Source organism: Kaistia dalseonensis, from assembly GCF_030814715.1.
Lineage (GTDB): Bacteria > Pseudomonadota > Alphaproteobacteria > Rhizobiales > Kaistiaceae > Kaistia > Kaistia dalseonensis.
In genome coordinates this window covers 23,693-36,639 of the sequence record NZ_JAUSVO010000007.1, presented here as the reverse complement: position 1 = coordinate 36,639, position 12,947 = coordinate 23,693, and the positions used below count along the sequence as shown (strand labels likewise).

The window sequence follows — 12,947 nt, the reverse complement described above, 5'->3', positions numbered from 1 at the left end:
AAATCCGTGATGGTCATCGCGATGGTACGGACTATAGCACCGCCCTCAGGGCGTCGCGATGTGACTTCGGCACGCGCTTCTCTCCCGCGCTCGATCCGGCCTGGTTCTTGCCGGGATTCGACATTCCCGCCCCCGCTTGCTAAGCGGCGCGGGCAATTCAATCGGACCGGACCATGGCTCAATCGCGGATCAATGTTCTTCTCATCGGCTCGGGCGGGCGCGAGCATGCTTTGGCCTGGGCGCTTCGGAAGTCGCCGAGGCTCGATCGGCTCTTCGCCGCGCCGGGCAATCCGGGCATTGGCGAATGCGCGAGCCTGGTCGAGCTCGATCCCTATGATTTTCCGGCCGTGATCGGCTTCTGCCGCAAGAATGCCGTGCGGCTCGTCGTCGTGGGGCCCGAGGCGCCGCTCGTCGCCGGTCTCGTCGATGCGCTCGAGAAGGCCGGCATCAAGGCCTTCGGCCCGACGCAGCAGGCGGCCCAGCTCGAAGGGTCGAAGGGTTACACCAAGGATCTCTGCACCGAGGCCGGCATCCCGACCGCCGCCTATCGCCGCTTCACCGAGGCGGCTCCGGCGCGCGCCTATGCGAGCGAGATGGGCGCGCCGATCGTCGTCAAGGCCGATGGCATCGCCGCCGGCAAGGGCGTGGTCGTGGCCGAGACGCTGGACGAGGCGCATGCCGCGATCGACGCCTGCTTCGATGGAGCGTTCGGAGCAGCCGGCGCTGAAGTCGTCATCGAGGAATGCCTCGTCGGCGAGGAGGCAAGCTTCTTCGCGATCTGCGACGGCAAGACGGCGATCCCGCTTGCAACCGCGCAGGACCACAAGCGCGTCGGCGACGGCGATACCGGCCCCAATACCGGCGGCATGGGCGCCTATTCGCCGGCGCCGATCATGACGCAGGCGCTGATCGACCGCACCATGGCCGAGATCATCAATCCCACGGTCGCGGCGATGGCCGCGCGCGGCGCGCCGTTCAAGGGCGTGCTCTATGCCGGGCTGATGATCACGCGCAAGGGCCCTGAGCTCATCGAATATAATGTCCGCTTCGGCGATCCCGAATGCCAGGTGCTGATGATGCGGCTTGCGAGCGACCTGCTCGAGATCCTGCTCGCCGCAGCCGAGGGCCGGCTTGAAGGCATCGCGCCGGAATGGCGCGAGGAGCCCGCGCTCACCGTCGTCATGGCGGCGAAGGGCTATCCCGGCAACTATGAGAAGGGCACGCCGATCGGCGGCATCGAGGCGGCGGACGCGTTCATCGGCACCAAGGTGTTCCATGCCGGCACGGCGCTGAAGGACGGCGTGCTGGTCGCCAATGGCGGGCGCGTGCTCAATGTGACGGCGCTCGGCGCCACCGTGGCTGAGGCGCAGAAGCGCGCCTACCAGGCGGTCGCCGCGATCGACTGGCCGGACGGCTTCTGCCGCTCCGATATTGGCTGGCGGGCGATCACGCGCGAGGTTTGAGGCGGGGGCGGCTGCCCGCCCTTCCCCCAGGGGTGCGAATCCGGCAAGGTCGAAGGTCAACATCAAGATCGTGCCCATGACTGCCCGACCCATGACCGTTCGCCGCCTTTCCGAGACCGTGATCAACCGCATTGCCGCCGGCGAGGTGGTCGAGCGGCCGGCGAGCGTCGTCAAGGAACTGGTCGAGAACGCGATCGATGCCGGCGCGAAGCGGATCGAGATCGTCACGGCCGGCGGCGGTACGTCGCTGATTCGCGTCATCGACGATGGCTCGGGAATGACGCGGGAGGATCTCGCGCTCGCCATCGACCGGCATTGCACGTCGAAGCTCGTCGACGATCTGCTCGATATTCGCACGCTCGGCTTTCGCGGCGAGGCGCTCGCCTCGATTGGCGCGGTGGCGCGGCTTTCCATCGCCTCGCGCCACGCCTCGGAGCCGCATGGCTGGGAAATCGTCGTCGAGGGCGGGCATGTCCATGAAGCGCGCCCGACGGGCCTATCCCAGGGAACGCGGGTCGAGGTCACGGATCTCTTCTTCGCGACGCCCGCGCGGCTCAAATTCCTGAAAGGCGAGCGCGCCGAGGGAACGGCGATCACCGATGTCGTCAAGCGCCTCGCCATGGCGCATCCGGAGGTGCGTTTCGCGCTGACCGGCAGCGACCGCAGCGCGATCGACTATCCCGCCGTTTCCGGCGACGACGCCTTCGCCGACCGGCTGCGCCAGGTCCTCGGCGCGGAATTCGCCGAAAACGCCATGCCGATCGAGGCGGAACGCGCCGGCGTGCGCCTGTCCGGCCATGCCGGGCTGCCGACCTTCCACCGCGCCAACGGGTTGCAGCAATTCCTGTTCGTGAACGGGCGCCCGGTGCGCGACAAGCTGCTGCTCGGCGCGCTCCGCGCGGGCTATGCCGATGTCATGTCGCGCGATCGCCATCCGGTCGCGGCACTTTCGGTCACGCTCGATCCGCACGAGGTCGACGTCAACGTTCATCCCGCCAAGTCCGATGTGCGCTTCCGCGATCCCGGCCTCGTGCGCGGGCTGATCGTCGGCGCGCTGCGGCAGTCGATCCACCAGGCCGGGCACCGCGCCACCTCGACGGGCGCGAGCGCGACGGTCGCCGCCTTCCGGCCGGGTGCTGCCTCCGGCTATCGCTCCTTCGCCAATGTGGCGCCGGCGCCAAGCTGGCGCGGGCCGTTGGGCGGCGCCGCCGCGGCGCCCTCCTACGAGCCGGGCGCCTACCAGACAGCGGCCTACCAGCCGGGCTTTGCGGAGCCGCAGGCGCGCTTCGAGGCGATCGACCGCCCCTCCGCCGATGCCCGCGCCAACCAGCCGCTCGAAACCGACAATACCAGCCGGCCGCTCGGCGCCGCGCGGGCGCAGGTGCACGCCACCTATGTGATCGCGCAGACTGATGACGGCCTCGTCATCGTCGACCAGCACGCGGCGCATGAACGACTGGTCTATGAGCGGCTGAAGACGGCGCTCGCCCGCGCGGGCGTCGCGCGGCAGATCCTGCTCATCCCCGATGTCGTCGACCTGCCGGAGGAAGATGTCGCCCGCCTACTGCGCCGGGCCGACGAACTCGCCGAGGTCGGCCTCGTCATCGAGGGCTTCGGCCCGGGCGCGATCGCGATTCGCGAGACGCCGGCTTTGCTGGGCGACATCGATGCGCGCGCCCTTTTGACCGATCTCGCCGACGACCTCGCCGAATGGGACGAGACGACGCGGCTGCGCGAGAAGCTCGACCATGTGGCGGCGACCATGGCCTGCCATGGCTCGGTGCGCGCCGGACGCAAGCTGCGCCCGGAAGAGATGGATGCGCTGCTGCGCGAGATGGAAGCGACGCCCGGCTCGGGCCAGTGCAATCACGGCCGGCCGACCTATGTCGAGCTCAAGCTCTCCGACATAGAAAGACTGTTCGGCCGACGCTGAGCGCGATTGCAAGAGCGACGTTGCAAGGCGGCCGGTTTCGGACGATATAGAGACCATGAACCGTATGGAACCTTCGGGCCGCGGCGGCGAAGCGCGTCTTCGCTATCTCGACGGCGATTATCAGATCCTTTCGCCAGGGTCGTTCGTGCGTTGCGCCGTCACCGGCGTTCCGATCCCGCTCGACGAACTGCGCTACTGGAACGTCGCGCATCAGGAAGCCTATGCGGATCCCGCGACCTCGCTCGCGCGGCACAAGGCCCTCGGCCTCGTCTGAACGTCGCGAAGCTGCGAGCCGATAGCCTTCGCTCGTCAGCGTGGGCTGGCGCGCCGCATGACGGCGGTGATCAGGCTCGCCAGCAGTTCCTCATTTTCGAACACCATGCGGACCTCGAAGACCTCGGTCCATTGCCGCAGCCGCGCGACTTCACCCTCCGCCCGGCTCAAGCGGGCGAAATCCTTGGCGGTGGTGATCAGCCTCAGGCCCTCGGTCTCGGCCCGGCCGAGCAGCATGCGGGCGTCTTCGGCGGTATAGACGTAATGATCGGGAAAGGCCTTCACATCGCCGATCGGCGCGCCGGCCCGGTCGAGCGAATTGAAGAATTTCTCCGGCCGGCCGATGCCGGCAAAGGCGAGATAGGGCTCCGTGCCCCAGTCGCGCTGCAGCGCCGGCATCAGGCGGGCGCGCAACACCGGCCGCCCGGCCCGCGCGCCACGGCGCAGCATCCGGTCGCCCGGCTCGCCGGGGCCGACAATGACGAGCGCGTCGGCGCGGGCGAGCTGCGTGCGGAGCGGCGCGCGCAGCGGGCCTGACGGCATGACCCAGCCATTGCCGATGCCGGTCGCGCCATCAACGACGAGGAGCGCCAGATCCTTGGCGAGGGCTGGATTCTGGAAGCCGTCATCCATGATGATGATATCGACGCCGGCGCGCTGAAGCAGCGGCAATCCGGCCGGACGATCCGGCGAGACCACTACGGGCCCGGCTTCGGCGAGCAACAGCGCCTCATCGCCGACCCGCGCGGCATCGTGCAGCTTGCGGTCGACCATGAGCGGCTCGCGCGCCGAGCCGCCATAGCCGCGCGTCAGGAAGCCGGGCGCGAGGCCGAGGCCCATGCAGATGCGGGCGAGCGCCAGCGCGGTCGGCGTCTTGCCGGCACCGCCGACGACGAAATTGCCGACGCAGATGACCGGGACGGATGCGCGGGCCGAGGGCGCGCGCCGCATGCGACGGCCGGCAACCGCCGACCAGAGCGCCGCGACGGGCGCAAGCGCCAGGGCCGGCAGCGAGCTGCGCTGCCGCCACCAGAAGCGCGGCGCCTGCCACTTCATCGCTTGCCCCCTGCCCGCTCCTCGCGGTCCCGCAGCCGCGCGGCGATCGCCAGCGGCTGGATATAGGGTATCAGCGACTTCATCGTCGCGTCGAGCGCGCCGGTATAAGGCGCGATCGCTTCGGCCGCCTTGGCGGCGCGGCGCTGCATCGCGGTCGGGTCGGCGAAGAGTTCGTCGAGGATGCTCGCGAGCTCCTCGGAACCGCGCACCAGCTCGGCGCGGCCGGAGCGATCGAGCGCGGCATAGATCTCGGCGGCGTTGTGGACATGCGGCCCGTGCAGGATCGCGGCGTTGAGCTGCGCCGGCTCGATAGGATTGTGGCCGCCGATCGGCACCAGCGTGCCGCCGATGAAGGCGACCGGGGCGACGCGGTAGAAAAGGCCGATCTCGCCCAGCGTATCGGCGAGATAGATATCCGTTTCCGGGGTGACGGGCTCGTCGAGGCTGCGGGTCGCGACCACGAGGCCGCGCTGCAGCAGTTGCTCGCGAATCTCAGCCCCGCGCACGGGATGGCGCGGCACGATGATGGTCAGCAATTCGCGACGGCGATGACGCAGCACGCGATGCGCCGCGGCGACGACCTCTTCCTCGCCCGGATGGGTGCTGGCGGCAACGAAGACCGACCGGCCGGCAATATGGGCTGCGAAAGCCGAAACCGCCTCGGGAGAGGCATAGGGCGGCGGCACGTCGAATTTCAGATTGCCCGTGACGCGGACCTGCTTCATGCCGAGCGCGGCGAGGCGCTCGCCGTCGCCATCGCTCTGCGCGAGCGCCAGCGATACGCGCGAGAAGAGCGGGCTCACCGCGCGGCCGAGCTTGTCCCAGCGCGTGAACGAGCGCTCCGACATGCGCGCATTGACAAAAATCTGCGGAATGCCGCGCCGGGCGAGCCCGCTCATCATGCCGGGCCAGATCTCGGATTCGACCGATATCGCGATATCGGGCTTCCAATAATCGAGAAAGCGGTCGACGAAGGGGGTCAGGTCAAGCGGCGAGAACTGGTGAAATGCGCCGCGCGGCAAGCGCTTGGCGGCGACCGCCGCGCTCGTCACCGTCACGGTGGTGAAGAGCACGTTCAGCCCTTCGTCGACGATCCGCTTGACGAGCGGCAGCACGGCATTGGTCTCGCCGACGCTTGCCGCATGGACCCAGACCAGCGGGCCGGCCGGGCGGTTGATCGAGGCGCGGCCATAGCGCTCGTCGCGCCGCGCGCGCTCTTCCTTGCCCTTGGCGGTGCGATAGGCGAGCAGGAACGGCACCACCGGCAAGGCGGCATAGCCGGCAAGGCGATAGGCGAGAAGGAGCGGGCCGCCGGAGGCCTCAAACATCGCGCCCGCCGACGCGCGCATAGGCGAGATCCGTGATGCGGTTCAGCTCGTGCTCGAGCTCGAGCCGCTTTTCTTCCTGCATTTGCTCGTCGGCATCGCCCGGCACGAAGACCGGCTCGCCGAAGATGCAGGCGCCCTTGCTGAAGGGCAGGTTGATCGTCGTGCGATCCCAGTTTTTCAGCACGAGGCGCCGGCTGGTGGCGAGCGCGATCGGAAGGATCGGCCGGCCGGAAACACGGGCGAGCGTGATGATGCCGGTTCCCGCATGGCGCGATTTCGCATTGGAGAGATCGGCGGTCATCGCGACCGTCAGGCCCTGCCCCAGCGCCTTCTTCATTTCCAGGAAACCGCGCAGGCCACCCTTCTCGATGACGCGCGAGGGCGTGCGCGCCGCCGAGGCGCGAATGGTGCGATAGCCGAACTTCTCCGCGATGATCGCATTGATCTCGCCATCGCGATGGCGCGAGACCATCACGGCGAGATCGAAACCCTTGTGCGGCACGAAGGGCGCCATCAGGTGCTGGCCGTGCCACATCGTCATGATGCCGGGCAGCAGATCGCCGAGCCGCTCGAGCGGGCGCTCGGGGTCGAATTTGATGCAGCTCGTGCGGCGCACGAGCTTCAGATAGGCAACGGCCGCGAGCCCGGCGAACCTGATTGTGCGATCGGAGGACCCGATGCGCTTCAGCAGACCCTGACGGTTCTCGCTCTTCTTCGCCGACGCTTCACTCAAGATCGAATTCGTTCCTTCCATCGGCCACCGGACAGGCGGCCTTAAAATCCGCCGGGGACCGCCGGGCGGACTATTCAGTTCTTGTCGGTCTCAGGGTCCAGCAGGCGGTGCAGGTGGACGATGAAATAGCGCGTCTGGGCGCTGTCGACCGTGCTCTGCGCCTTGGTCTTCCAGGCATCATAGGCTGTCTTGTAGTTGGGATAGATGCCGACAATATCGAGCGCTGACAGATCGGCGAAATCCGTCGCGTCGACGCCGCTCAATTCGCCACCGAACACCAGGTGGAGCAGTTGTTTCTCCGGCATCTTGCCATCATCTCCTTCGTCCGAACGTCAATCTGCCTCAGGGCGCCGATCCACTGGCGGACATCGCCTTGGCCTCGGCCGCGGCGATCAGCGGCGCCACCGCATCGGCGAGACGCGGCGTTGCGGCGATCAGCACGGGATGACGCGGGTCGAGCCGGTTATATCGCAGCCTTGCGCCGTCCAGATCCCTCAGGATTCCGCCAGCTTCGTGCACCAAAAGGTCGACTGCCGCAAGATCCCAGTCATGGGCATGGGGTCGCGCCGTCGCCAGATCCAGCCGGTCGGCCGCGACCATGGCGAGGCGATAGGCGAGCGAGGGCGTGTAGAGCCGTTCGGCGACCGTGAGGCCGGCCGAGGCGAAGGCGCGCAGATGGCGAATGGGGCCGGCGACCCGTGCCCCCTCGACCGAGAGATGCGCGCCTACATGGATACGTGCGCCATTCAGCCAGGCGCCGCCGCCCAGAACCGCCTGATAATATTCCTCGCGCGCCGGCACGGCCAGCGCGCCGGCGACGGGAAAGCCATCCTCGACGATCGCGACCGAGACGCACCAGTCATGGCTGCCCTCGATGAAGCCGCGCGTGCCATCGATCGGATCGACCACGAACACGCGGCGTCGGCCGAGGCGGTCGGCCGTATCGGCGGTCTCCTCCGAGAGCCAGCCATAATCCGGCCGCGCGCCCGTCAGCGTCGCATGCAGATAGCGGTCGGAGGCGATATCGGCCTCGGTGACGGGCGAATCCTCGCCTTTGGTCCACTGACGCGGGTCGTTCCTGAAAAAGCCGAGCGCGATCCGCCCAGCCTCACGCGCCGCCGCAACGAGCAGCTCGAGGTCGGCCGTGCGATCTACGGGTGCGCCGACTGTCGATGGCAGATCACCGTCCGGCAAGGGTCATCCCTTCGATCGCGACGGTCGGCGCATTCACGGCGAAGCGGTATTCGAGATCGTTGGCCGCGACCAGCCGCCTGAACATGTCGCGCAGATTACCGGCAATGGTGATCTCGCCGATTGCCTCGGCGAGCTCGCCGTTCACGATGCGGAAACCGCCGGCGCCGCGGCTGTAATCACCCGTGACGCCATTGACGCCATGGCCGATCAGTTCGGTCACATAGAGGCCGTCGCCGATCGCCGCCAGCAGTTCCTGCGGGCTCTGGCGGCCCGGCAGGAGGGTCAGGTTGGTCGCGCTCGGATGCGGGTTGCTGCCGCCGCCGACAGCCCGGCCATTGGTCTCGAGGCCCAGTTCCCGCGCCGTGGCACTGTCGAGGAACCACGTCCGGAGCACGCCCTCGCTCACCAGATCGAACGGCTCGGCCGCCACGCCCTCGCCATCGAAGGGGCGCGAGGCGAGGCCGCGAATGCGGTGGGGATCGTCGGTGATGCGGATATCGGGAGCGAAGATCTGCTCGCCCAGCGCCCTCTGCAGGAAGCTGGTCTTGCGCACGATCGTGCTGCCGTTCACGGCGCCGGCGAGATGGCCGAGCAGCGAGACAGCGACGCGGGGATCGAACACGACATTGACCGGCCCGGTCGGCAGGCGGGTCGGATAGAGCCGGCGCACGGCGCGCTCGGCCGCCACCTTGCCGATCGAAGCGGCATCGCGCAGGTCGCTGCCATGAACCTTGGAATCGCTGTCATAATCTCGCTCCATGCCGGTGCCCTCGCCGGCAATGGCGGTCGCGGACACGCTGTGGCGCGAGCCGAGATAGGAGCCGGAAAAGCCGTGCGAGGTGGCGAGCACCGCGCCGCCGAGCGACCAGCCCGCCGATGCGCCGCCGGACTTGCTGACGCCGGGAACGCCGAGCGCGGCGGCCTCAGCCAGGCGGGCCCGCTCCACCAGTTGCTCCGGCGATGGGATCGTCTCGTCGAGCAGGTCGAGATCGGGGAATTCCTTCGCCAGCCGATCCTGTGGCGCGAGACCGGCGAAGCGATCTTCCGGCGCGACCTTCGCCATGGCGACGGCGCGCTCGGCGAGTTCGTCGGCCGCGGCGAGGCCGTTGGTGGAAATGCTCGCATGGCGCTGGCCGATGAAGACGCGCAGCGACAGCTCGTCGCTTTCCGAACGCTGCGTCTCCTCGACGGCGCCGTTGCGGACATCGACCGAAAGACCGATCCGGCGGAAAGCGACGGCGTCGGCGGCATCGGCGCCGGCCCGGCGCGCTGCGGCAACGAGTTCGGCGGCGCGATCGACGAGGCGGGATTGATCAGGCATGGCGGTCATGGCGGTTCTCCGTTCCCCCTTGTGTAGGGATCGCCGCCGGGCCGAACAACCCCATCCCATTGTGGCTGTTCCATATGCGGCGAAACTGACAAAGAATGCTCATGTTTCGCGTCCATAAAATGGCGCCGGCGGAGAGGCGATCGATTCGCCGTGTCCGTCGTCTTTCCTTGCATCCGTGCCCCTCAGGCGGCATCGTCTATCAGACCACCAGAGCGCAGAAGGGGCCTTGATGGCAGTCGAAACCCAGGGCACCGACCTCATCCAACTCGTCGCATTGCTCGGCGCCGGCGTCGTCGCCGTGCCGATCTTCAAGCGCCTCGGGCTCGGCTCGGTGCTCGGCTATCTCTCGGCTGGCGTCGTCATTGGGCCCTTCGGCCTGCGTCTCTTCACCGATCCGCAGTCGATCCTGCATGTCGCCGAGCTCGGCGTCGTCATGTTCCTGTTCGTCATCGGCCTGGAAATGCGCCCCTCGCGGCTCTGGAGCCTCAGGAGCGAGATCTTCGGGCTCGGTCTCGCGCAGGTGCTGACCTGTGGCGGCCTGTTGACGGTCCTCGGCATTGCCGCCGGCTTCGCGCCAGCCGCCTCCTTCGTGGCGGGCATGGGCTTCGTGCTGTCATCGACCGCGATCGTCATGCAGATCCTGGACGAGCGCGGCGAGACCTCGACGCCGGGCGGGCAGCGCATCGTCTCGATCCTGCTGCTCGAGGATCTGGCGATCGTCCCCCTCCTCGCCATCGTGACCTTCCTCGCGCCTGCCCACGAGGATGCGGGGGAAACGTCGCGCTGGCTTTCGATCGCGATTGCGGCCGGGGCGATCGCCGGACTGCTCGTCGTCGGCCGATGGCTGCTCAATCCGATGTTCCGCCTGCTCGCGACGGCGCATGCGCGCGAGGTGATGACCGCCGCCGCGCTGCTCGTGGTGCTCGGCGCCGCGCTGGTCATGCAGCTCGGCGGGCTCTCCATGGCGATGGGCGCCTTCCTCGCCGGCGTGCTGCTTTCGGAATCGAGCTTCCGCCACCAGCTCGAGGCCGATATCGAGCCCTTCCGCGGCATCCTGCTCGGTCTCTTCTTCCTGAGCGTCGGCATGTCGCTCGATCTCGGCGTCATCGCGCGCGACTGGCCAACCATCGTCATGGCCGTGATCGGCTACATGGCGCTGAAATCGCTCGGCATCTATGTCGTCGCGCGCCTGTTCAAGGCGGATCATTCCGAAGCGCTCACCCGCGCGGCCATGCTGGCGCAGGGCGGCGAATTCGCCTTCGTGCTCTACGCCGCCGCCACCGCCTCCGGCATCTTCACCGCCAATGTGAACGCGATGATGACGGCGACCGTCATCATCTCCATGGCGCTCACGCCGCTCGCCGTCATCGCGCTCAAATGGGTGCTGCCGAAAAAGGAACAGTCGCTCGACGGGCTCGATATCGCCGACGGGCTCGAAGCACGCGTGCTGATGATCGGCTTCGGCCGTTTCGGCCAGATCTCCGCGCAATTCCTGCTCTCGGAGGGCATCGACGTGACCGCGATCGACGACGACGTCGAAATGGTGCGCAGCGCCTCGCGGTTCGGCTTCAAGGTCTATTATGGCGACGGAACGCGGCTGGACGTGCTGCGCGCGGCCGGCATCGAGCGGGCCGACATCGTCGCAGTCTGCACGGATAGCCGCGAGAATACCGACCGGATCGTCGAGCTGGTGCGCTCGGAATTCCCGCTGACCAAGCTGTACGTGCGTTCGTTCGACCGGCAGCACACGTTGAAACTGCGGGCGCAGGGCGTCGATTTCGAGATCCGCGAGACATTCGAATCCGCGTTCGCCTTCGGCGTGCAGTCGCTGCTCGGGCTCGGCCTTTCCGAGGAACACGTCGCGGAGGTCGCATCCGACATACGCAGCCGCGAGACCGAACGGCTCGCGATCCAGCAATCGGGCGGCTCGGTCACGTATACGAACGTGCATGGCAAGCTGCAGCCGCAGCCCCTCACCGTGCCGAAGCGCGCGCCCAAGGCGCTCAATGAGGAAGCCGAGAAGGCAACCGCCGACGCTGCCGAATGAGGTAGCCGGCAGGGCGTTGGGTCAAAGCGGCAGGTCTCCCGACGCCATCGCAATCCACCGCCATTCGTTGAGCTGGGCGCTTTGTGAGCGCGGCCGTGACGGCCAGCCAAGGCTACCGCACGAGCACGGCAAGCCCGATTTCTTGGCTGCAGAGGCACGTGGCGCCAATCCGCCATCTGGACGGCCTCTCCCATGGGAGAGGCCGGGACACGGCGAACTTGCTTTACAGGTGCTTGACCAGCGGCACTGTCGCCTCGGCCTGCACGGCCTCTTCCGGCCCGCTCTTCGGCACGGGGCCGACGCGCACGATCATATCCGTGCCATTGGCGAGGAACCGCTTCGCGACGCGCCTGGCATCGTCGAGCGTCACGTTGGCGATGATGGCGTTGCGCTTTTCGACATAATCGATCGGCAGGCCGTCGATCTGGATGCCGAGGATCTGACGGGCGATCTTCATCGATGAATCGAAGCGCAGCGCATAGGAGCCGATCAGATAGCTCTTGGCCTTGGCGAGTTCCTCCGCTGTCGGGCCGTCCTTGGCGAGACGCGCCACTTCGGACTTGATGATGCCGACCGTCTCGTCGGCCCGATCGGCGCGCGTCGCCGTGCCGCCGGCAAACGCGCTGGAGGATTCGAGCGGAACGAGGGTGGACGAAATCGTGTAGGCAAGGCCGCGCTTCTCACGCACTTCCTCATAGAGGCGCGACGAGAAGGTGCCGCCGCCCAGGATGTGGTTGACCACATAGGCGGTCATGAAATCGGGATCGTGTCGCGGAATGCCCGGTCCGCCGAAGCGGATGATCGTCTGCGGGTTGGGCATGTCGATATCGAGATTGGCCATCTTCGGCGCGACGTCGGGCACGGGCGTCCGTTCAGCCCGGGCAGCCAGCGGACCGAAGGTCTTGTCGATCAGCGCGCCGGCAGTCTTGGCGTCGATGGCACCGACAATGGCGATCTTCAGATTGTCCCGCGCGAAGATGCGGTCGCGATAGGCCTTGAGATCATCGACCGAAATGGCCGCGACGCTCGCCTCCGTGCCGTCGACCGGCTGGCCGTAGGGATGGTTCGGATAGGCGGAGGCGCACATGGCCAGCATCGCCACCGTGTCCGGATCGGTCGAGGAGCGCTTCACGCGGCTCTCGATCTGGGCGCGGATCCGCTCGACCGGCTCCTTGTCGAAACGCGGCGACTGCAGCGACAGCGCCAGCATGGCGAAGGCTTCGTCGCGGTTTTCGGCGAGCGTCTTCACCGAGCCGTAGAACTGGTCGCGGCCGGCATCGAAGTTGAAGCTGAGCGAAAGCGCATCGAGCCTGGCCTGGAAGGCCTCGCTGTCGAGATTACCGGCGCCCTCGTCGAGCAGGGCCGACAGCATGTTGGCGACGCCCGGCTTGCCGGCCGGGTCCTGCGCCGCGCCGCCGCCAAAGGCGAAGTTCAACGCGATGACCGGCACGGCATGGTCCTCGACCAGCCACGCCTTGATGCCACCAGGGCTGACGACCTGCTCGATCTTGGCCGCATAGCTGGCCGGAACGATCAGGAGCAATCCGAGCAGGGCAAGCCCAAGCCTGGCTACGATCAATGGCATCTCGT

General features: G+C 67.7%; 11 protein-coding genes. 4 read left to right on the top strand and 7 right to left on the bottom strand.

What is annotated here, in order from left to right:
* Positions 1 to 188: 188 nt before the first annotated feature.
* The 3 genes from purD to QO014_RS21890 all read left to right on the top strand — a co-directional run bounded on the left by purD (position 189) and on the right by QO014_RS21890 (position 3,670).
* Positions 189 to 1,463 (top strand): phosphoribosylamine--glycine ligase, encoded by a 1,275-nt coding sequence (purD, locus tag QO014_RS21900; RefSeq protein ID WP_266351164.1) that lies wholly within the window; start codon positions 189 to 191, stop codon positions 1,461 to 1,463.
* Between the two features lie 91 nt (positions 1,464 to 1,554).
* On the top strand, positions 1,555 to 3,396 hold the full coding sequence (gene mutL, locus QO014_RS21895) for a DNA mismatch repair endonuclease MutL (protein WP_266351163.1): 1,842 nt from the start codon (positions 1,555 to 1,557) through the stop codon (positions 3,394 to 3,396).
* A gap of 55 nt (positions 3,397 to 3,451) precedes the next feature.
* Complete coding sequence (locus QO014_RS21890; RefSeq protein WP_266350892.1) at positions 3,452 to 3,670, top strand: DUF2093 domain-containing protein; 219 nt, start codon at positions 3,452 to 3,454, stop codon at positions 3,668 to 3,670.
* A gap of 35 nt (positions 3,671 to 3,705) precedes the next feature.
* Here the strand turns inward: QO014_RS21890 and lpxK are convergent, their stop codons facing one another.
* From lpxK to QO014_RS21860, 6 genes are all read right to left on the bottom strand, one after another.
* Complete coding sequence (lpxK, locus tag QO014_RS21885; RefSeq protein WP_266350891.1) at positions 3,706 to 4,725, bottom strand: tetraacyldisaccharide 4'-kinase; 1,020 nt, start codon at positions 4,723 to 4,725, stop codon at positions 3,706 to 3,708.
* On the bottom strand, positions 4,722 to 6,074 hold the full coding sequence (locus tag QO014_RS21880) for a 3-deoxy-D-manno-octulosonic acid transferase (RefSeq protein WP_266350890.1): 1,353 nt from the start codon (positions 6,072 to 6,074) through the stop codon (positions 4,722 to 4,724). Before QO014_RS21880 ends, lpxK begins: the two co-directional genes overlap by 4 nt.
* Entirely contained in the window at positions 6,046 to 6,786 is a 741-nt protein-coding gene (locus QO014_RS21875; RefSeq protein WP_266350889.1) for a lysophospholipid acyltransferase family protein, read from the bottom strand. Before QO014_RS21875 ends, QO014_RS21880 begins: the two co-directional genes overlap by 29 nt.
* Before the next feature lie 74 nt (positions 6,787 to 6,860).
* Positions 6,861 to 7,091: a DUF4170 domain-containing protein gene (locus QO014_RS21870; protein ID WP_266350888.1), complete on the bottom strand. Its 231-nt coding sequence runs from the start codon at positions 7,089 to 7,091 to the stop codon at positions 6,861 to 6,863.
* Positions 7,092 to 7,128: 37 nt separating this feature from the next.
* Positions 7,129 to 7,980, bottom strand: coding sequence for a 3'(2'),5'-bisphosphate nucleotidase CysQ (locus QO014_RS21865; RefSeq protein ID WP_266350887.1), 852 nt, complete (start codon positions 7,978 to 7,980; stop codon positions 7,129 to 7,131).
* On the bottom strand, positions 7,967 to 9,310 hold the full coding sequence (locus QO014_RS21860; protein WP_266350886.1) for a TldD/PmbA family protein: 1,344 nt from the start codon (positions 9,308 to 9,310) through the stop codon (positions 7,967 to 7,969). Before QO014_RS21860 ends, QO014_RS21865 begins: the two co-directional genes overlap by 14 nt.
* Before the next feature lie 229 nt (positions 9,311 to 9,539).
* Between QO014_RS21860 and QO014_RS21855 the strand changes: the two genes are divergently transcribed.
* Complete coding sequence (locus QO014_RS21855) at positions 9,540 to 11,357, top strand: monovalent cation:proton antiporter-2 (CPA2) family protein (RefSeq protein ID WP_266350885.1); 1,818 nt, start codon at positions 9,540 to 9,542, stop codon at positions 11,355 to 11,357.
* Between the two features lie 223 nt (positions 11,358 to 11,580).
* On the opposite strand, the gene QO014_RS21850 is transcribed toward QO014_RS21855, so the two are convergent.
* Entirely contained in the window at positions 11,581 to 12,942 is a 1,362-nt protein-coding gene (locus QO014_RS21850; RefSeq protein WP_266350884.1) for a M16 family metallopeptidase, read from the bottom strand.
* Positions 12,943 to 12,947 lie beyond the last annotated feature (5 nt).